Raw genomic sequence first — 20,889 nt, forward strand, 5'->3', positions numbered from 1 at the left:
CTATATTTTACCACCATAAGGTTGTCCACTGTAAACACCTTCAAGTCGACATGCATTTCAATATGGCGTGAGCAACTAATAGGTACAATAGTTGAACGGAACCAGCAGATCACCGCGGTTCCTTTCGTTTTTTCGCCGATAGCACCGTTAGGGTGAACCGTACCACAAATGAGGACAAGTTTTTTGTGGAATTCTTTGTGGAGTGGGCAGTGTACAAGTCTCACTCACTCCATACTCGTCAAATCGAGAAAAATCTCAATAAACTCGATTACGGGAGAGGTAACGCGATACTGAGCAATGATCGGGAAGTTTATTTCGGGCATGGGGGTTTGAAGCACCTGGAGCTTCTGGGATTGTACTTCGTCAGCAACACTATAGAGGGGAAGAACGCATAACCCCAGATCGGCTTCTACCAGCCTCTTTTGGGTAGTCAGACTGCCGATTTCTAGAAGGCGGTTAGCCGTCCTTTTATAGAGCAGACGGTTATAATGCTGGAAAGACGCGATGATAGACCCAAATGAATTATCTTTCGGAAAGGTGATCCACTTGGCATTGGCAAGCTGTTGGACGGAATGGGATTCCTTGATATATTGGCTGTTATGGGCCGCGATGATTGCCAATTGTTCATTGCCAATTTTGATTTGCTCTAGGTTTTTGACATTGATATCTTGAAAATACTTAATGCCGAGATCGACCTGCCCACTCAAGACCATCTCTGTGATTTTATCGTTCGCAGCTGTATATAAATGGATATCCGCCGAAGGATATAATTGGCAAAAGTCTTTAAACACAAGGGACAGCCGTGTTTCTGCAAGCACATCAACCATTCCGACGGTGAAGGTTTGCAGGTTCTCGGATACTGAACGCATTGTGTGCTCCATCTCCTTCATATCGGCCATAAAAGAGATGCAGTACTTTAGAAACACTTTCCCCGCTGGAGTCAGGACGAGCTTCGGTCCGATTCGTTCGAACAGCTCGTATCCTAAATCTTTCTCCAAAACCCCGATTCTTCGACTAAGCGCAGGCTGAGAAAGATGGAGATGTTCTGCTGCTGCTGAAATGCTGCCATAGGTGTTGACTTGCGCAAAAATCTCCATATCTCTAATATTCAAGGGACATCTCTCCAAACTGTATGAGGCATTTCTGCAAGATTGTTGCTTTGGATTTCAAGGAAGGCATACGCTTTGCGCAGTAGCTTATCCTGATCTCTGTCATAGAAGGATCTCAAGATCTTGTAGGAACCGCTCTGCTTGGATAAGCGATTCGTCTGAGCTTGCATGGCAAGCGTTCCACACAGGACAGCGACAGCAGGACTGTGCGAGATGAGCCATTCTTGAAGCTTCATCCATTCATCGCTGACGTTTCGGCTAAAAATTAGAGCATGACCATACTTGTCATAGGAATAACGCTTGTCTGCGATAATTTTCGCTTTCATATGCGGCATGCTTAGTACGAGACTTCTGATTAAATCGCAGATCTTTTTGGACTCAAGATAATCCAACTGATCGATGACTCGCCAGACCAGCACATTCTTTTCTTTATCCAATTCATATATTAATTTCCCCAAGTAGTTATGGAACATACAATCAATCCCCACATTTATCTATTAGATCAATGATATCATATTTTCTAAATTATTAAGTTACATTACATGTAATAAAAACTTCCTCATTCTATAAGAAAAAACCTTTCTTTATATGTATTTTGTTATAGGGGGTATGTTAAATCTGCATTGGATTCTCGAAATCAATAAAAATATAATAGCAATACCATCATTCACAGATTTAAATGTGATGATACATGACATAAAAAGGGGTGACCGAGTGAAAGAATCAATATTACAGGATCGGTTCGGGCGGAAACATGATTACTTGCGAATCTCGGTTACGGATAAATGCAACTTAAGCTGCGTGTATTGCATGCCTGAGGAAGGAATGGAATTCGAGCCTGAAGAGAAATTACTGTCCGATGACGAAATCGTCGAAGTGGTCGCTGTCGCTGCCCGGATGGGGATTCGTAAGCTTCGCATAACCGGCGGAGAGCCTCTGGTTCGAAAAAATCTGGATCAATTGATCTCGAGATTAACCGCCATTCCGGGTATTGAAGATACGGCGTTAACGACGAACGGTATATTCCTGGCAGCTAAAGCCGAAAAGCTGAGGGCGGCGGGAGTGACGCGGGTCAACATCAGCCTTGATTCCATGCGAGCAGACCGGTTTCGGCTTATTACACGAGGAGGGGACGTACGCAAGGTGTTGGCGGCTCTCGAGGCCTCCATCCGGGTTGGATTCGATCCAATCAAAATCAACGTCGTGCTGATGAAAGGCATTAACGACGATGAAATAGACGATTTCCTGGCTTTAACGCTAAATAGCAAGCTGACAGTCCGCTTTATCGAGTACATGCCGATCGGTCATGAGAGCAAGGATTGGAGAAGCCGGTATTTACCTTTGTCAACCGTATTGGAGCGCTGCCAGGCCCTCGGGATGTCATATGGGCGAATCAATGAAGTCTATGGCAATGGCCCCAGCGAGAATTACCAAATTGCCGGAGCGCAGGGATCCTTCGGATTAATTCATCCAGTCAGCGACCATTTCTGCTCCAACTGCAACCGGTTGAGGCTAACGGCGGACGGCATGATCAAGCCATGTCTCTACTGGAATTACGAGACCTATGTTCGCCCGGCAATTGGCCAGCCGGAGATGATCGAACGTTTATTCAGGGAGACGCTCGCCCAGAAGCCAGAGACGCATGAGATGGCCAAAGCATTGGCTAACCAAGAGCGTTCTCATCAGCCGACGGTCAGAAGAATGTCTCAAATTGGAGGATAGTAGGCTGCTTCGCTATTCCTATATGGCTTCACTACAACTATATATAAGGAGTTGACGAGAACCATGAGTACACCATCTGTTCAGTCCAAGCGCGTCGTAAAGGCAGCCTGTCCCCTCGATTGTCCCGACACCTGCACGATGTTGGTGACAATTGAGGATGGCGTGGCAACCTCCGTAAAAGGGGACCCGACACATCCTATGACTGCCGGGCATCTATGCGCCAAAATGAATCACTATCAAGAGAAAGTGTACAGCCCTGATCGAATTCTGTATCCGTTGAAGCGGGTCGGTCCGAAGGGAGAAGGCCAATTCGCAAGAATAACGTGGGATGAGGCACTCGACGAAATAGCGGAAAAGTTCAAATCGATAACGTCCGAATATGGCTCGCAAGCCATCCTCCCTTACAGTTACCTGGGGACTCAAGGGATTCTCAATGGGTTAACCGTGGGCGACGCCTTCTTCCATAAGCTGGGTGCTTCTGTATCAGAGCGCACTTTCTGCGACAGCGGTGCAACATCCGCATATGATTTTACGCTCGGACCGGCGGTGGGCCTGGACCCGGAAAGCATGGTTCACTCGAAATATATTATCGTATGGGGAGCTAATTTGCTGAGCAACAACCTTCATCAATGGAAGTTTATGACGGAAGCCCGCAAACGAGGAGCGAAAATTGTTGTTATCGACCCTGTGCACACGAAGACGGCTGCTCAAGCGGACTGGCATATCGCTCTTCGTCCAGGGACGGATAGCGCTCTGGCGCTCGGAATGATGAATGTAATCATTAACGAGAATCTGATCGATGTCGATTATGTGGAGAACTATACGGTCGGATATCCGGAGCTTAAGGAGCGGGCGCAGCAGTTCCCGCCTTCCCGAGTAGCGGAGATCACAGGTTTGTCTGAAGCGACCATCTTGCAATTGGCTCGGGAATACGCGACGAGTCAGCCTGCGGCAATTCGGGTTGGCGTCGGGATGGAACGCAACCGCAATGGCGGTCAGTCTATGAGAGCGATCGCAAGCCTTCCGGCTCTGGTCGGAGCGTTCCGCAAACCGGGCGGAGGCATCCTTCAACTGAGCTTATACAACTTCCCGCTCCGATGGGATCGTATGCTTCGTCCGGACATGATCAAGCCCGGTACCCGGGTTCTTAACCAGTGGCGTCTTGGCAAGGTGCTGGCCGGAGAACTGGAAGGTCCGCCGGTCAAGGCGCTGGTGGTTTACAACTCCAATCCCGCCGTATCGACTGCAGATCAAGGAGGCGTTCTGCGAGGTCTCGCCCGGGAGGATCTGTTCACGGTCGTCAGCGAGCAATTTATGACCGATACGGCCCGTTATGCCGATTTGATCCTACCGGCGGCGTCTCAGCTCGAGCAACTCGACATTATGTTCTCCTGGGGACACCACTATCTGACGTTGAATCAACCAGCCATTGCTCCGATGGGAGAGGCCGTTCCGAATACGGAATTGTTCCGTCGCCTCGCTGAGCGGATGGGATTTGACGATGATTGCTTCAAGTTGACCGATGAAGAAATGGTTGGGCTATTCTTAGAATGGTCAGCGCCTCAATTGCAGGGAATTACAATGGAGGGCCTTAAAGAAACCGGGTTTGCGCGTTTGAATTTGCCGCATCCGGACGAATATGCTCCGTTCGCGGAAGGAGGCTTCCCAACGCCTTCTGGTAAAGTGGAGCTGTATTCCTCTGAGGCGGCCAAGGGGAATATGGTGTCCATCCTGTTCCGCGAGGGCTACAACGAATTCCAGCCAGGCGAGCCGCTCGATCCATTGCCGAATTATCGGGAGTCTGCGGAGGCGCATCTTAAGGATAAGTATCCGCTGAACATGATATCGCCCAAATCTCATGCGTTCATCAATTCAAGCTTTGGCAATTTCGATAGGCAGCGTCGGATCGTCGGGGAGCCTCACATCGTGCTGCACCCGAACGACGCCGACAAGCGTTCCATTCAAGATGGCCAGAAGGTCAGAATGTTTAATTCCCGAGGTTCGATGGAGGTCGTCGCCAAGGTCAACGACACCGTGCTTCCAGGTGTTGTAGTGGCACCCGTAGGCTATTGGGCAAGCCTCTCCAACTCACCTACCTCCAATGCGCTCACTGCTTTGGAATATGCCGATTTCGGCCGAGCGCCAACCTTCTCGGATACGCAGGTGGAAGTGGAAAGCGTTAGATAATTGAAATAGCATAAAAGTTTCTGCTTCGTCGATCAACATGCGAAGCAGAAACTGTATTATTGCCCATTGTGGGGCAGATCTTCGAGAAAGGGGTGTTGGCATGTCTTTATATTTAACGTACGACGAGGCTTTGGATCGTATTGCAAAGCTTGCTCGATCTGTTCGTATAGAGACGATCCCCGTTGCAAGCGCGCATAATCGGGTTCTTGCCGTCGACGCCGTTGCCACAATCAACAACCCTCCTTTTCCAAGATCGATGATGGACGGCTTCGCCATCCGTGCCGAGCATGCTGTGCCCGGTACAAGTCTGGAGATTGTCGGAATGATCGCGGCAGGAGATAAGGCAGCGAATACTCTTCAGGCTGGACAGGCTGTTCGAATTATGACAGGAGCGCGGATGCCGGAAATGGCCGACAGCGTTGCCAGATATGAATGGTGCGAGGAATCGGAAGGCTTCGTTACTTTATTGAGAAGCGTAACCAAGGGGGAATCGGTTCAGCAGGTCGGAGACGATGCCGCCAAGGGAGAAGTGCTGGTCGCAGCCGGTACCCGGCTGACGGGGACACATCTGGCTGCGTGCAAATGTTTTGGGATCGAATCTGTTCAGGTCAGGTGTTCTCCTGCAGTGTCCATCATTGTGACGGGAAGCGAGCTAGTGGAGGAGGTAACAACTCCATTGCAGACAGGACAAATTTACGGGGTCAATGATGTCTTCATTCGGCATGCAGTCGAGCGGGACGGTTACCGGGTCATTGACGTGCAGTATGTGGGTGATAGTAAGGAATCGATTCGCGTTGCCATTCTGGAGGCTTCCTACTACTCGGATTACGTTCTTGTTACGGGCGGGGTATCGGTAGGAGATCTCGATTATGTGCCGCAGGTACTACACGGTCTCGGAGCTGAGCTGGCTGTCCGCAAAATCTATATCCGCCCTGGATCTCCGTTTGTCGCGGCATCCTTGAACGATGCGGTTATCTTCGGATTGTCGGGTAATCCAGCAGCCTGCTACATTCAGTTCGAAACGCTCGTTCGACCCGTTCTTCTTCGTTCGCTTGGCATAGATGAGATTCCATTCGCATCTTCAGGGAGATTGGCGCACGATATCGAGCTGAAACCGATCAAACCCGAACGCATCTTTCGAGCGAGAGCCTGGATTGAGAGCGGGGCCGTGCAGGTAGACGCGAGAAGCGCTCAATCGCCGGGAGTGATGTCGAGTCTATCATCATCCAATTGCTTAATACGGCTTGATAAGCCTGATTATACGCAAGGAAGTGTTATTCAACTAAGATGGTTATCTGCTCCGCATACACCGACAGAAACATAACGAGATCGAATAAGGAGGATGGCCGATGCAATATCGAATTCAGGTTTTTGCCGGTTTGATTCAATTGACTGGCAGCACGATCATTATCCTTGAAGCCCCGGAAGAGAAGATGACGATAGATGAGTTAAGATCGCGGGTGATCGATCAATATCCGCAAGCTGCGCCGCTTCTGAAGCAATCCTTTATGGCGGTTAACCATGCGTATGCCTTGCTCAGTCAAGCGATCACCCCTACTGACGAACTGGCGATCATTCCACCAGTGTCTGGAGGATGAGTCATGATGAGCACTTCGCAATTCTATAAGATTGTGTATGATCGAGTCGACCCTGAGTCAGTCTTGAATGCCGTACTCGACCCGGATCACGGTGCCTCTATCGTGTTTGTGGGCACTACACGCGAGCATACGAAGGGACAGCGCACTTTGCTGCTCGAATACGAGGCGTATGAGCCAATGGCACTTCGAACAATGGAGCAGATTGGAGCGGAGATTGCACAACGCTGGCCGGGCTCTAAGGTTGCCATTACGCATCGTCTCGGAATCGTCGGCATTGGAGAAGCGAGCGTTGTCATCGCCGTATCTTCACCGCATCGCGATTGGGCCTATCAAGGGAGCAGATATGCGATCGATCGGTTGAAGCAAATCGTCCCAATCTGGAAGAAAGAAGTGTGGGAGGATGGGTCCGAATGGAAGGGACATCAGACGGGACCTTGGAATCCGACCGCCGACCTTAAAACCGCTGAACAGGAGGGTGTTCATGAATCAGGGTGAAACTGATCAATATCCTCGACTGACACATTTTAATTCTGAAGGGCGAGCCCGGATGGTGGACGTCTCGGATAAGCCGGATACAAAGCGTTCGGCTACCGCCAGCTGCGTTGTACAGATGAAGCAAGAAACGATGGAACTGATTAAGCAGGGCAAGATGGCTAAGGGGGACGTACTGGCTGTGGCACAGGTGGCTGGTATTATCGCTGCCAAGAGAACTCCTGAATGGATTCCGATGTGTCATCCTATCGCCATCTCCGGCGTGGACATTCGGTTTGTTGACGACGGGGCGAGAGAGTTAACCATTCTGGCGACGGTCACGACGACAGGGCCAACCGGTGTGGAGATGGAAGCTCTGACCGCTGTTTTGGCCTCAGCGCTGACGGTATACGATATGTGCAAGGCTGTCGATAAGGGAATGACGATAAGCTTTGCGAAATTGCTGGTCAAGACCGGCGGCAAAAGCGGAGATTACACCAGGTCTATGTAATGGATACCAAGGGGCTAGGCAGGTCCGGCAGGGGGAGAGCAACATCGGAAGATACTCAAGACAGGAATTGTTCGTAGGAATCGGTCCTGAGGGACAACGGAAGCTAAGCGGCAAGCATGTGCTTCTCGTAGGAGCAGGAGCCCTTGGCACGGGAAATGCCGAAATACTTGTCAGGGCGGGCGTTGGCAAAGTAACGATCGTTGACCGCGACTATGTAGAATGGAGCAATCTGCAGCGCCAGCAATTGTATGACGAGGTGGCTGCCCGCGCTCGAATCCCCAAGGCGATAGCAGCCAAGCAACGGCTGCAGCAAATAAATTCGGAGGTTCAAATTGAAGCTCGGGTCCTTGATCTTACCTTGGAGGAGCTTGACACGGTTGTGACGGACGTGGATCTGATCATTGACGCGACCGACAACTTCGATACCCGCTTGCTGATCAATGATTATGCGCTGAAACAAAGGATTCCTTGGATATATGGAGCTTGTGTAGGTAGCTATGGGACGACGATGACCATTGTACCCAGAAGGACGCCGTGCCTTCATTGCTTGCTGGAGACGATACCTCTGGCTGGCGCAACCTGCGACACCGTTGGCGTTATTTCATCAGTCGTTCAGATGGTCGTTGCTTATCAAACTGCCGAAGCGTTCAAGCTCCTAGTCGGGGACATGGCAGCTCTGCATGGCAAGCTGATTTCATTCGACTTGTGGTCCAACCAACATACCTCTATTTCTATCGATAATATGAAGAGGGAGAATTGCCTGTCCTGCGGCTCCCAGCCCGTCTATCCCTATCTCCAGTCGGAACGTCAGTCCAAGACGGTTGTTCTATGCGGACGGGATACAGTGCAGATTCGTCCGTCCAAAGCGGGACAACGAGATCTGGCTGAAGTCGCACGGGCATGGTCGAGGCTTGATGGACGAGTGGAATCGAACCCGTATTTAGTCTCCCTGACGCTGTCGTCTCATAGACTGGTCCTATTTCAGAATGGTCGCGTTCTGGTGCACGGCACGAAGGATATTGCCGAGGCACGGTCGCTTTATTATAAGTACTTAGGTTGATTATTCATTAAACAACTGATTAAGTACATCTCATTTGCCGCCTTCAAGGCTCGGTCGAGCTAATAACAGAACATATTACTGAGAGGGAGATCGCATAATGCAACAGACAACGGATTTAATTGTCATCGGAGGGGGACCTGTCGGTTTGTTCGCCAGCTTCTATAGCGGAATGCGGAAGGCTACGGTCAAAATCATTGATAGCATGCCGCAGCTGGGGGGGCAGCTAGCTGCTCTGTATCCAGAGAAATATATTTACGACGTAGCCGGATTTCCCAAGGTTACGGGACAGGAGCTTGTAGATCGGCTTGTCGAACAGATGAAACAATTTCCGGTACAAGTCCGATTGGAGGAAAAGGTGCTCTCTGTCGCTAAGCTGGAAGAACGTTTGTTCAAGATAACAACGGACAAAGAGGTACATTATGCGAAGGCCATTATTTTGGCGGGTGGAGCAGGAGCCTTTCAGCCGCGCCGGCTGGGAATCTCGGAAGCGCAACGATTTGAAGGGCTTAATCTGCATTACTTTGTAAGCGATGTTCGGCGATTCGCCGGCAAGCGAGTGCTGATCACCGGAGGCGGCGACTCCGCGGTTGACTGGGCCCTGATGCTTGAGCCGGTAGCTGCACAGGTGACTCTTGTGCATCGGCGCGATAAATTCCGGGCTCACGAGTACAGCATCGACAAGTTAAGGAATTCGAAGGTAGACGTACAGACGCCTTGGGAGATTAAGGAGCTTCAGGGAGAAGAGAAGGTGGAGAAGGTGAAACTTCGCCATACGGCTTCCGGAGAGGAGCGGCAGATCGAGGTGGACGAGGTCATTGTCAATTACGGTTTTGTTTCTTCGATTGGGCCGATTGCGGAGTGGGGACTGGCGATCGAGAGTGGATCGGTTGTCGTCGATACCCGTATGGAGACGAATATCCCGGGCTTTTTTGCGGCGGGCGACCTCGTCCATTATCCTGGCAAAGTAAAGCTGATTGCTACCGGCTTCGGTGAGGCGCCAACGGCGGTCAATAACGCTATGGTTTATATCAACCCGGAAGCGAAGCTATCTCCCGGGCACAGCAGCAATATGAAATTCGCATAGCAGTGCTCATGCTTCAATAGATTAAACTATGATTGATAGGAGAACTTATTATGGCTATTTATACTTGGGTAGATCAAGATACTTGCATTGCTTGCGGGGCTTGCGGAGCGACGGCTCCCGACATCTTCGATTACAATGATGAAGGACTGGCCAAAGTCATCTATGCCGGTGACGAAAATACCGGATCGACCAAAATTCCTGCCGAACTGGAAGACGACCTGCACGACGCGGTTGACGGATGCCCGACAGATTCGATTAAGTTAACCCATGCACCTAGATGACTTTTTCGGGCTTTCATCGCCCCCGAGACCACTGAATAACTGACGTTTCTTGAGGACAGTTCGGAATATAGATAGAGAACACGCCATCTTGCACCGATCTCTGGGGTAGGATGGCGTGTTTTCTGAGCGGAATGCTGCCTGCTTTTGCCTTACGCATTATATGAAAAAAGAAATATTAAATGACGGCAAGCTTGATCCATCTTAATGAAAACTAAAAATACTTATGCCAAAATAAGATAAAAAAGGTTGGGATGTGGGCAAGTAATGAAAACAATAGGACTTATAGGTGGGATAGTTGGGAATCATCCTTACTCTATTATCAAATCATTAATGAAAGGGTAAAAGAAAGGAAAGGTGGGCACCACTCTGCAAAAAGTTTGCTGTATTCCGTAGATTTTCAAGAAATCAAGGATCTCCAGCATCAAACAAATTGGACAGCGGCAACGAAGATCATGATTGAATCGGCACAAAAACTTGAAGCAGGTGGAGCAGATGTCTACGACTTCATGCCGAGGCTGCCGTTGATTTTGCGTTAGGAGACAATGAACACATCGGCAATACTGATTGAAAGCAACAAGTCCAGGAGCCAAAACGGGTGCATCTCGAGAGAGATGCTTTTTTTCGTTCCTAATTACAGCAAGATGTGGAAAGTCGAGCGAAACCCGTTATGTTATTTTATTTGCTGAAAAGGAATGATCAAATTCGATCAAAGAAAGGAGCAGCAAACAGAATGACAGGAGATCCGCGATCTTACAAATCAGAATCGGTAGGGAGTTTTTTGATAGGCGCATAGATATGGTAGGTCGAATTCAGATGGTGTACATCATCAAAAGCTTGAATGAGTTCAATATCGGTTTCTGCTGTCTCTTGCTTGGAAATCTTTAAAAATCTGGCATAGTCGCTTTCCAGTACATCCCCAATGTCCAGTAATTCACCACAATAGTTGAACCTTGCACAAAAAAATTGAGGCACATCAACCGTGAAAAAGTAAGGTTTATCAATTTCAATGCTGCTTGGGATTCCAAACAGTACCTTAAATTGAGTTGAATCGGGTTGACAGTTTGAATAAATGACATAACAGGGACCATTTATGGTTTGATCAATATGACTCAACAGCATTTTTGAATGTGCGCGAATCTTCTCTTTGTAATCTTCATTGGCTAAATCCACTTCAAAAGCAATCCCGCTGATTCGGGTCTCCTTGAATTCGGTCAAGGTGAAGTCCATGACGATGTCACCGTTAATGTTTTTAAAAGGTCTCTTCACCACCGTAGGTAAGGGGACGGGAGAGATGGTCGTAAGTCCTGTTTTTAAAGAACTTGGAGCTACGCCGTATTGTCGTTTAAAAGCACGAGTGAACGAGGCTTGTGTACCGAAGTTGAGCTGATATGCAATATCGGTAAGAGAGCTGTTTTTGTTTTGAATAAAGGCCAAAGATGCATTCAATCTTCTAGATAGAATGTATTGGTTTAACGAACAGCCCATCATAGCAGAGAATAGCCGATGAAAATAGTATTTAGACATGTTAAAGGTATGGGCAACGGATTCTACGGTTAAGGACTGTTGTAAATGGCCCTCGATATGGATCAAAGCACGTTCGATGACTTCGTTATGGTCCATAACTACTCCTTATATCAAGTTTTATAGGCAGAGTATACCATACGTCCATCCACAAATAAATTTATTGTATTAGGAGGCAAAGAAGATGACAAGAGACCGAAGGAATGCAAGGATACTGGGGATTTTTTATATTGTTGCTGCAGTGACGTCAATTATAGCAGTTGTTTTGTATGGGCCGGTTTTGTCAGAACAATGGCAGATGGCCGTGGCAAATGGATCGAAAACAAAAGTCTTAATTGGTGGATTAAATGACCTCTCACTTATTGTAACGGCTGTTGGTACAGCAATCATGCTTTTTCCCTACGTTCGGCATTGGAACGAGCATCTTGCACTTGGGTATCTTTGTTTTCGGTTTATGGAAGCTGTTTTTATTGCGATTAGTCTCGTAAGTATATTGGGTTTGTTACAGCTTAGTTCATTTTATGATACACCTAGCTTAGCAAGTAAAACCAATGTTGAACCCATAGGGCTGTTGATGCAATCGATTTATCAGTGGACGGCTATGTTGGGTCCAAATCTCATGTTGGGTATAAATACAAGTCTGTATAGTTATTTGCTTTATCGAACAGGCTATGTGCCTAAACCGTTAGCAATGTTCGGAATGATTACAGCAGTTATGGTATTTTTAGCTGGTTTGCTGCAGATGTTTGGGATCATCGGACCCTATTCGGCGGCAAAAGGATTGTTGGCGCTTCCTGTAGGAGTTTATGAGATGAGCTTGGCAGTCTGGTTAATTGTGAAGGGATTCCATGGGGAGAACCTTGCTAAATTGAGAGCAAAAACAGCTTCTTCAGTCTTTAGTAAATGAATCAAACGGTCTTTGATCAGGAGACAAGAGGTGATGATGATTCAACTCATACATTGAAGCGGATAGGGATGAAATTTTGTGCTTCCGGGCATGTTATGGAATAACATCAAGGGGGGCTGTTATGATGGCAAGAAGAAGGAGAAAGTATGCAATGCCAGGGGTCGAACAGGGAATGCAAGCGTTCAAAGCAGATGTAATGAAGCGCGAAGGATATACTGTAAATCCGAACCAACCAGACGATGTAAAATACGAAGTGGCTAAGGAGCTTGGCGTGCCTCTGCACCCAGGAAACAATGGTCAACTGACAACCGAATCAGCAGGCCATGTCGGTGGCAAAATTGGCGGTTCCATGGTGAGGGAATTGATTCGTCTCGCTCAGGAGCAATTAGCGAACAGGGAGTAATCCTGAACTGAAACGTTCTGATAAGGATTTGCCCCCTCTTTCATTTCTTTTTCTCCAACTCCGCCTTTAATCTTGCATTCTCTTCCAACAGCTTTTGAACGTCCGGAACATCCTTGCCAGAAACCCAGCCATACAAATCGTCTCTTGCTGCATACGCTGGCAATTGATCATGAAGCACCATCTTAATGTGCCTTACATCTTCAACATAATAGATCGGGATTTGTTCCATGACGGATTGCTTAAATTCTTGAAACTCCTGATAGTATTCAATTGCTGCGAAGTCATATGGCTTTTGTCTTAGTGCTTCATCTGTGACAACAAAAGCAAATCTAGGTTTGCCCGCTTCTCCGGCATACTCATACTCCCAATGGATATAGCTCTTGGATTCATCAGGAAGTGTTAAACCATAGAATCCTCCGAGAATCAGGACATATACATCGGACTCGTCGATCCATCTCTTTCTAATTTTCATTGGACTTTCCTTGAAAGATTGCTCGATTCCCGCAGGGATATGGCCGGCTTGAAGTACGGCTTCAACAGCGGTATGTCTTTCCTCAATAAGATCATAGTAAGTAGACGATATGTAAATTTGTAGTTTTTTTCTCATAGGCCCACCCCAATTAAAGAATTAGTATAATTAGAATCTATCACTCGTTCACATTATTTGTCAAAAGAATCGGGGAGAAATAAGGTTTAGATTCGTATTCCTCTGAGGAAACCAGAGCGCGTATTTATTAGGATTAATTTGGGGCTGTACACACAAATAAAGATCCAATCACTAAAGTGACTGGACCCTCGATAAAACTAAATTTCAAAATCAATCGTACCCTTTTCGGTTAATTCAAACGGACCAGGTGTGACATCTGCATCGGGTCTCTTTGTTCTGAAAAAGTCGAAGTCAAACTGATATGGAGTGCTGTCTGGTTCCTCATACTTCATATTGGCGTGATACGTTTTTCCAAGCAGGTCCGTAGTTACCAACATTGTATGGGTTCCTCGAAGCAATTCGGGCTCATTGATCTGAATGTGGACCTTACCTAGCGCAGGATCAATCTCAACATTTATGCCCTTCTGTGCAACTATCTTCGCATCTGATTCGTGACGACTTGGAACCGCATGATTGAGATATACATTTCCACTCATAGCTACCGGAAGAACCGCATTGCCTATAAAGAAATCCTTCGCAGCATCGCCAAGCTCAAGAAGCTCCTCTTTGGTATATTCCCACCATTTTTTATCTTTTACATCAGGATGTTGATCGTAGCCGCCCAGTCCCACAGCATGCAAATAGCAAATGGAATTGTCCGGTACACCATCCATGACCGTCTTCCCGTCCTCTCCAACCTCATCCCTTGGTTTAAGTGGAAGATGCTCAAAGAAGGTAATAGGAACAGGCTCCTTATGCGCATCGTTATCACCCAAAAAGATATTGTTGTAGTACCTGTCATCGCCTCCAGTGATATTGGAGTATCCGGCCATGGCCGTCTCGTGCGGGAAATGATAAGGCGTGATACGGGTAATCTCGGAACGAACTACAAATCTGCCTGCAAATAAATTATGAGCAAATGCTCCGCCCTGGGCCATATTTCTGAAATTCATAGGAGAGAGAAATAGATTATGATCAACCATGTATGGACCATGGCACACTTCAACGAAGAGGTCTTCTGAAATATTGTCAAAAAATACGTTACGGCTGATACGGGTGCCCTGTGCCTGCCAGTCAAGCCAGAGCGCACGGTAACAGCTATAGATGATATTTTCGCTAATTTGAGTATCCAGGGAAGCATGCAGCTTGATTCCCGCTACTTCGGCACCGTGTCTGAGTCGTTTGTGGTGAATGTTATAAATACGGTTCTGAACAATGTGGCTGAAGGCAGCTCCCATATGGCCCACAATGCCTGCCTGTTCACAATCATGAATCACATTACCTCGAACGATGTGACTGCCGACGTTATCCTTATGCCAACCGGAGCGTAATGCTCGTAAAATAACCTCCTGCTCCCGTTGAGTACCCCCTTTGCTTTTCTTCTCTATAGAATTGGTGTGACCTGTACCAATTTCGGTACCCAGACTAATACCAACGCATTTGGATTCACTAATTATATTGTTTTCAATAATCCAGCCCTTGCTCCAGTGAGGTCCCATCAAACCTTCCTGGTAGTCCGTAGGCGGTGCCCATTGAGGCGAGGCTTGACGAAGTGTGAAGCCACTTACGGTTATATAATTGATTCCCGGTTTCTCAGGCCAGAAGCAATAAGGACGGACATTAATTTCTACATTTTCTTTTCGAGGATCTTTCCCGCCAAAATTAGCCCAGATTTTTGTTGTCGTAGAACCCACTTCTGCATACCATTTCAACAATGAATCCTTGGGATACTTGGCTTCGGACCAAGCCTCAGGATTGAGAACGCTTTCAACACTATTGCACTCATACAATGATTTGCCATCCAGATATACATCGCCGAGATGAATCGGGAAGGGCCCGTCAAACAACCAGTCTCCACTGAGTTCCACTTCAAAGGGGTTACGGACGGAAAAGATGGAATTAAGCACTTCTGTGCTCCAAACGTTGTCTCTTTCAGAACTCCAGTTGGTAATCCGTTCAGCTCCTGTAATGACGACTTCCCCGTCTCCTGCGGATCGGTATATGATTCGATGCTCCGCTGTTCCTCCATTAGCCGGGTTGACCCATTCCCTGTATACTCCCGCATGAACAATAACGGTATCACCAGCCATGGCATGAGCCGCAGCGCGTGATATGGTACGAAGGGGTTGCTCCGCTGTTCCTTTGTGGTGATCATTCCCGTGTATGGATACATGATATTCCATAACAACGCTCCTTCTTCCTACCTTATATAAGTCGTAAGAATTGCTTACAAGCTGAAGGCAGGATATTTTTTTAAATATTGTTGTATTAAGTCATTATACTAGAAAATATATACAATAGGAGAGATAGGAATATAGATGTTTTATGTACAAGTGCGTTATGATGTCATCCTAAATCGCAGAGTGACCGATAGATGATGAATGGTTGACTCCTTTTCCTACGCTTAAATTTCTGTCTCTGCAATGATGAGGGAATGAAGGTTTCACTGTTACGTTGAAGCTTGATCTTAGAAGGGATAAAAGGTGTATTTGAGCCTTATTCATATCTTATAACTCCATAAGTTGTATTCTTAAGTATGATTTAAAATAAAAATTCATTTCTAAAAAAGTTGATCTTTTTATTACAATATATAAATATTGTCAAGTTATAATAATTTCATAAAGAATGTCTTTCAGAGATGTAGAATAGCTCATTTAATTAGTGTATTCTTTTTATGCAAATCTAAATGAAAAAGGGGGTTTTTTTAATAGTAAATTTAAAAATCGTTTACAATAAGGAGTGCTGATCCTAATGAAAAGAACTCGACTTTCTATAATTATTCATCCTTTTATATCAATATTTCTTATTTCTATTGTTATTACAGGCGTCTTATTCTTTACGGAGACTAATTTGACTGGTGATTCCCCTATTAATTATTCTGAACAGGACAATTTCATTATTTTTATTGTAACTATTTTCTGGGTATACTTTACTTTTGTTGTATCTTTAGGAATGACAAGTTTGCTTATGGAGTTGTTTGAAGTTAAACAAATTTTACGCGCAATTATTTATGTTGCCATAGCGATTATTTGTATGTTCCTACCTACGGTACTCAAAGAATATAATTGGTTTTTTATTTTTGTAACAATAGCTTTTTTTATTATAGAGATTCTATGGACGAAACGTACAACAAACAAAGATTAAAAAAACAACCGGATTATTTTTAATTCCGGTTGTTTTTTTAATCTCATTTTACCTACATAGTGAGAATAAATTAGGAGGAATAGAATATGGCAAATTATGAGTACTATACATGGAAACACATACCTGCATCAATTGGTGAACAGCATATAATCAAAACCTCTTTGAGTAACATTAAAACGGAAACTGTATTAAGTCCAGTAAGAAACACTAGCTATGTTGGTGTTAATGGAGGCTTTTTTGAGGCAAGTGATGGCTATACCAAGCCACCAACAAAGGGGGCGTCTATTGCATACTCGTCTGTTGATGAGAACTCATCGGTAACTTATCAGGGGCGCACACTCAAGAAAAACTATTTATCTAATACTTCTGTAAATGGTAATGAAATCTCTAGAAAAACGGCTGTATTCTATCGAGATATGAATGGATCACTTCGTGCAACGCATCTTTATGTTAAGAATGTTAATGAAGTGTATCAATATTATCCTAAGCGGACAGTTGAAATGATTATTGGAGGGAACGATTATAATTTAGAGAACTGGGGTGGGTCTTCGATAAAGGGTGAGGTGGGTTATTATCTACCTATTGCACGTACTGTATTAGCTTGGAAGAATAATGATGCTTATCTCATTGCTGGATCAGGAAGTGTTCCCTTCATGAAAGGTATTATGGATGACATGGGCTTAAATGCAGTTGATTCAATAATGCTTGATGGTTCAGGATCAACACAAATGCAAATCTATCAAAACAATAAGTGGAGCAGTCCAGTAGATAGCGATAGATATGTCTTTAATATGATTCGGCTTAAAAATAAATAACTGTAGAAAACTATACTTTACTATTCTTAACTAAGTAGACAAAATAGGTTTTATTATAGGACGACTTCCTCCGAAGGCATTATGGGGGAATCGTCTACTTGTCTTGGTATCAAAATTTATGGGGATTTGGCTAATGTTAATTTTACTCTTTGCTCACAATTGAATATCGGTCAACAGACGTTGAACAGATGCAAAAAAATGTTACAACAATTATCTCTGTAATCAATCCTTCATTCACAAAAGAGGATTACTCAACTATTCCCGCTGGTAAGTTGTTTTTTAATAGAATCTACCATGTACACCCAACCGATCAGTCCACATAAAACAAAACCAAATGCATGCAGCGCTCCGTAAATGGGAATGAAATCGAGAATGGTTAAGGAAAATATTTTTTTCAGTAACGGATACAAAATAGAGAGCACGATAACTGTATAAAAAGCGAAGCAGGAAAGACATAAGAAGAAGGTTGCCTTTTTGTGTAAAGGGTTTCTTCTCAAATAAGAAAGGAGATAAGTGGTGTAAACGACAATATTACAGGCGAACAAAGTGACACCAATGTATTCGATCGGCTTGGAGAAAATCATACCAATGGCAATCAATATGGGTCCGATGATATCAATGGCAACGATCCACGGATACCAGCTTTTTTTCGTCATGATCCGTCCCAGTGCACCAATAAAAATCGGAACGATAGCAGATGAAAAATGAAAGTGGACCGAGCTTAACGCGTGAGTTGCAACACTAGCATTGAAGAGATCCAGCTGATATTGATATAAGGTAAACCAGATGCCCCCTATAAAAAAATAAACGAGTCCTGCGCCAATGGCTATTTCCGCAGCTTTTCCTTTAGCTATCACAATCGTGATCAAGCCATAGATGCCAAGCAGTAGTGTGAACAGAAGCCAACCTAGGGAGAGCATGCCTGGGATGGCCGTGCCTTCTAATCCCCACATCGTACTGCTCATCACCGAAATTAGCGTAAGAAGCGCTGCGGTAAATTGAAGCCATTTCATAGCGACATAAACCATTCGTTGCTGTTTATTCTTGTCATCATACTTCAAAAGCAAGATGACGAGAGGTACAATGACGAAAGCCGCAAACAGTATAAATTTTTCAACAAGCTTGAATGGGAAGTAATCCAAACTAAATATAAGAATCGTCATGATTCCACCGGGAATCACGGGTACTAACAATGACTTCATTGGTTGCTTCAGAGAACACTTCATAGTGGTTCCTTTCTAACTATGTATGGAATATAAACTGCTTACAGCGTGTTGTGTAGCATCCTTTAGGATAGATAGGTAATTCTCGTTCAAGTTTAACACTACGTAGGAACAACTGGAAGTCGAGTGAGTGAATCCCTTCTTCATAAGGTAAGCTCGCAGTGCAAAATATCCGATGTGATATAATGGAAGTAATCTACAATTTAAATTGATTTATAGGGAAGGAATCGCAATTCATGATCATCGCTGTCGATGTGTATTATGAGGAAGATCAAGCGAAATCAGTGGGGGTTATTTTTGAAAGCTGGGACGATTCCAAACCACTCGACGTCATCACGTCTTATACGGAAAACCCTCATGAATACGAACCAGGTTTTTTCTATAAACGAGAGCTTCCTTGCATACGGGAACTGATGAAACATACGGATATTAACCAGATACACACCATTGTAGTGGATGGTTATGTGTACTTAGACAATGAGAAAAGACCCGGACTCGGACATTTTGTTTATACAGATTTTTCAGAGAACATTCCAGTGATTGGTGTGGCAAAAAATGCTTTTCACGATAATAAGGCTGTTGTCCAACACGATAATGAGGCTTTTGTTCAAAAGGTTTATCGTGGCAAAAGTGCCAAGCCTTTGTATATCACTTCCATTGGCATGGAGTTAGTCGTCGCTGCCCAGCACATACAGAGTATGTATGGGGAATACCGGTTTCCACATCTGCTGAAATTGCTGGATAAGCATACGAAGGAAGCCCGGCTATAACCAATTGGGGGAATTCAATATGTTGTTTCGGAAGAAAGAAACGCAGCTGGATCGAATAAAATACAAGCTCGAACAAGCCAAGCAAAAAGATGCGGCTTTTTTGGTGTTTGGATCATCTTCACACCAGTATAAGGTTGATAAAAAGCTTAGCACAAAAGAGCTTGCACAGTGGCAAGCAAACAACCAGGTCACACTCCCGGAGCCTTATGCGCAGTTTCTGACGGAAGTGGGAAATGGAGGTGCCGGACCGTATTACGGGATATATTCGATTGAGAAGGCAGCTTCTTACACGGCTAGTCATGCACTTACTACAAAATGTGTTTTGCACCCCAAGATGACAAAAGAGGAATGGAATCATCTTATCGAGCCCTTGATTAGTGATGAGGACATCTCCGATCTGGAATATGAAGCAGCACGCGATCAGGTGCTGGGCGGTATGTTGTGCATTGGCACACAAGGCTGCGAATACGATATGTATCTCATCCTTGAAGGCACGAATAGAGGGAAAGTCGTTTACACTTCAGATTTTCATCCGGATCATCCCTTTTTCTTTGTCTACGAAGAACACTTTCTGGACTGGTATGAGCGCTGGCTGGACGAAATTATTCTGGATTATGATATCACGTGGTTTGGTAGTCGAATGCCGGGTGATGAACAGGCGTTGATACAGGTTTATCAAAACGCTACAGATGAAGAGATTAAAATTAAAGCTCTTGAGGGAATGTTCAAGTTTAGAAAAATCTCGCAGCCAACCATCGATTTCTTAACCAGCGTTGCGGAGCAAAGAGGAAATGATCGTACTACAGCCATTCAGTTAATCTGCAAAACCTCTATTGACGCGGGAAGAAAATTTCTCCTCGAGATGTTGCGTCCAGAAAGAAACGAAGAGTTTTTACAAGCTTTAAACATTTTGAACTGGTATGGTAAATCTGTTGATTTAACGGAATTTATACAATTGATATTGCAAAGTCTTGACCGAGTTCACAGAGCGGAGACGTTACGTCATGTGGGGTATGTTTTGGAATCCTCCGGCGCGATTACACTCCAAAACTTTGCACCTTTTCTGTGCCACAACGATTCTAATACACAAGCTGCTGCAATCTATGCTACACGCAATTGTCCTAACAAGCAGGAGAGCTGGAAAGTCATTGAACAGATGTTTGCCGGCAGCAACAAACAAGAAGCTTTGAAAAATACAATTTCATATTGGGGACTTATTCCTCATGCAAAGTTATTGCCTTATTACAAGGCGGTGTGGCCTGAATATAAAAACCAACATCATTTTAGAGAAAAATTTACAGGCTGTTTGAAAGAGTTAGATTTGCCAGATGATTATTTTGACAAATAGAATGCCTTAGAAATACAAACCAATTGTACTCACCCTCAATCGGTGTTACGCTGAGATTCGACATCCTCAAATTTACGTTCTGTAACAAT

Annotated in this window: 19 protein-coding genes and 2 pseudogenes; 15 read left to right on the top strand and 6 right to left on the bottom strand. The window is 45.2% G+C overall.

All coding sequences use genetic code 11. The features are described from left to right. Positions 1–224: 224 nt before the first annotated feature. Both ACQSGY_RS21335 and ACQSGY_RS21340 read right to left on the bottom strand, forming a co-directional pair. A complete protein-coding gene (locus ACQSGY_RS21335) occupies positions 225–1,097 on the bottom strand; it encodes a LysR family transcriptional regulator (RefSeq protein ID WP_427180523.1) in 873 nt (290 codons plus the stop codon). 11 nt (positions 1,098–1,108) lie between these two features. After that, positions 1,109–1,567, bottom strand: a complete 459-nt coding sequence (locus ACQSGY_RS21340; protein WP_216515406.1) for a hypothetical protein — start codon at positions 1,565–1,567, stop codon at positions 1,109–1,111. Between the two features lie 226 nt (positions 1,568–1,793). Here ACQSGY_RS21340 and moaA point away from each other — a divergent pair, with 226 nt between their 5' ends. The 9 genes and pseudogenes from moaA to ACQSGY_RS21385 form a co-directional block, all read left to right on the top strand. Continuing rightward, entirely contained in the window at positions 1,794–2,831 is a 1,038-nt protein-coding gene (gene moaA, locus ACQSGY_RS21345; protein WP_427180525.1) for a GTP 3',8-cyclase MoaA, read from the top strand. Between the two features lie 63 nt (positions 2,832–2,894). Further along, on the top strand, positions 2,895–5,018 hold the full coding sequence (locus ACQSGY_RS21350; protein WP_427180681.1) for a molybdopterin-containing oxidoreductase family protein: 2,124 nt from the start codon (positions 2,895–2,897) through the stop codon (positions 5,016–5,018). Positions 5,019–5,118: 100 nt separating this feature from the next. Continuing rightward, positions 5,119–6,342: a molybdopterin molybdotransferase MoeA gene (locus tag ACQSGY_RS21355; RefSeq protein WP_427180527.1), complete on the top strand. Its 1,224-nt coding sequence runs from the start codon at positions 5,119–5,121 to the stop codon at positions 6,340–6,342. A gap of 25 nt (positions 6,343–6,367) precedes the next feature. Beyond that, positions 6,368–7,111: pseudogene (locus ACQSGY_RS21360) on the top strand (molybdenum cofactor biosynthesis protein). Continuing rightward, complete coding sequence (moaC, locus tag ACQSGY_RS21365; RefSeq protein ID WP_427180529.1) at positions 7,098–7,598, top strand: cyclic pyranopterin monophosphate synthase MoaC; 501 nt, start codon at positions 7,098–7,100, stop codon at positions 7,596–7,598. Before ACQSGY_RS21360 ends, moaC begins: the two are co-directional and overlap by 14 nt. Positions 7,599–7,641: 43 nt before the next feature. After that, complete coding sequence (locus tag ACQSGY_RS21370; RefSeq protein ID WP_427180683.1) at positions 7,642–8,658, top strand: MoeB/ThiF family adenylyltransferase; 1,017 nt, start codon at positions 7,642–7,644, stop codon at positions 8,656–8,658. A gap of 97 nt (positions 8,659–8,755) precedes the next feature. Further along, on the top strand, positions 8,756–9,742 hold the full coding sequence (locus ACQSGY_RS21375) for an NAD(P)/FAD-dependent oxidoreductase (RefSeq protein ID WP_427180530.1): 987 nt from the start codon (positions 8,756–8,758) through the stop codon (positions 9,740–9,742). Between the two features lie 50 nt (positions 9,743–9,792). Next, on the top strand, positions 9,793–10,023 hold the full coding sequence (locus ACQSGY_RS21380; protein ID WP_427180685.1) for a ferredoxin: 231 nt from the start codon (positions 9,793–9,795) through the stop codon (positions 10,021–10,023). Between the two features lie 264 nt (positions 10,024–10,287). Beyond that, a pseudogene (locus ACQSGY_RS21385) lies at positions 10,288–10,520 on the top strand (aspartate/glutamate racemase family protein); the annotation flags it as partial. Positions 10,521–10,773: 253 nt separating this feature from the next. On the opposite strand, the gene ACQSGY_RS21390 reads toward ACQSGY_RS21385, so the two are convergent. After that, positions 10,774–11,643: an AraC family transcriptional regulator gene (locus ACQSGY_RS21390; protein ID WP_427180532.1), complete on the bottom strand. Its 870-nt coding sequence runs from the start codon at positions 11,641–11,643 to the stop codon at positions 10,774–10,776. 85 nt (positions 11,644–11,728) lie between these two features. Between ACQSGY_RS21390 and ACQSGY_RS21395 the strand changes: the two genes are divergently transcribed. Both ACQSGY_RS21395 and ACQSGY_RS21400 read left to right on the top strand, forming a co-directional pair. After that, complete coding sequence (locus ACQSGY_RS21395) at positions 11,729–12,451, top strand: DUF4386 domain-containing protein (RefSeq protein ID WP_427180533.1); 723 nt, start codon at positions 11,729–11,731, stop codon at positions 12,449–12,451. 124 nt (positions 12,452–12,575) lie between these two features. Next, on the top strand, positions 12,576–12,854 hold the full coding sequence (locus ACQSGY_RS21400) for an alpha/beta-type small acid-soluble spore protein (RefSeq protein ID WP_427180687.1): 279 nt from the start codon (positions 12,576–12,578) through the stop codon (positions 12,852–12,854). 40 nt (positions 12,855–12,894) lie between these two features. On the opposite strand, the gene ACQSGY_RS21405 is transcribed toward ACQSGY_RS21400, so the two are convergent. Together ACQSGY_RS21405 and ACQSGY_RS21410 are read right to left on the bottom strand one after the other, a co-directional pair. Next, a complete protein-coding gene (locus tag ACQSGY_RS21405; RefSeq protein ID WP_427180534.1) occupies positions 12,895–13,461 on the bottom strand; it encodes a DUF4062 domain-containing protein in 567 nt (188 codons plus the stop codon). Between the two features lie 197 nt (positions 13,462–13,658). Next, on the bottom strand, positions 13,659–15,683 hold the full coding sequence (locus ACQSGY_RS21410) for a DUF1565 domain-containing protein (RefSeq protein WP_427180535.1): 2,025 nt from the start codon (positions 15,681–15,683) through the stop codon (positions 13,659–13,661). A 568-nt stretch (positions 15,684–16,251) separates the two neighbouring features. Between ACQSGY_RS21410 and ACQSGY_RS21415 the strand changes: the two genes are divergently transcribed. Both ACQSGY_RS21415 and ACQSGY_RS21420 read left to right on the top strand, forming a co-directional pair. Further along, positions 16,252–16,644 (top strand): hypothetical protein, encoded by a 393-nt coding sequence (locus ACQSGY_RS21415; RefSeq protein WP_427180536.1) that lies wholly within the window; start codon positions 16,252–16,254, stop codon positions 16,642–16,644. A gap of 86 nt (positions 16,645–16,730) precedes the next feature. Then, positions 16,731–17,459 carry a hypothetical protein gene (locus tag ACQSGY_RS21420; protein WP_427180537.1) on the top strand — a complete coding sequence of 243 codons (729 nt, stop codon included), beginning with the start codon at positions 16,731–16,733 and terminating at the stop codon, positions 17,457–17,459. Between the two features lie 251 nt (positions 17,460–17,710). Here the strand turns inward: ACQSGY_RS21420 and ACQSGY_RS21425 are convergent, their stop codons facing one another. Next, positions 17,711–18,661, bottom strand: coding sequence for a YndJ family transporter (locus ACQSGY_RS21425; protein ID WP_427180539.1), 951 nt, complete (start codon positions 18,659–18,661; stop codon positions 17,711–17,713). Positions 18,662–18,918: 257 nt separating this feature from the next. Between ACQSGY_RS21425 and ACQSGY_RS21430 the strand changes: the two genes are divergently transcribed. Both ACQSGY_RS21430 and ACQSGY_RS21435 read left to right on the top strand, forming a co-directional pair. Beyond that, on the top strand, positions 18,919–19,452 hold the full coding sequence (locus ACQSGY_RS21430; protein ID WP_427180540.1) for an endonuclease V: 534 nt from the start codon (positions 18,919–18,921) through the stop codon (positions 19,450–19,452). Between the two features lie 19 nt (positions 19,453–19,471). Then, positions 19,472–20,800, top strand: a complete 1,329-nt coding sequence (locus ACQSGY_RS21435; protein WP_427180541.1) for an SMI1/KNR4 family protein — start codon at positions 19,472–19,474, stop codon at positions 20,798–20,800. Positions 20,801–20,889 lie beyond the last annotated feature (89 nt).

The sequence above is a fragment of the Paenibacillus sp. TC-CSREp1 genome, from assembly GCF_050171015.1.
GTDB lineage: Bacteria > Bacillota > Bacilli > Paenibacillales > Paenibacillaceae > Paenibacillus > Paenibacillus silvae.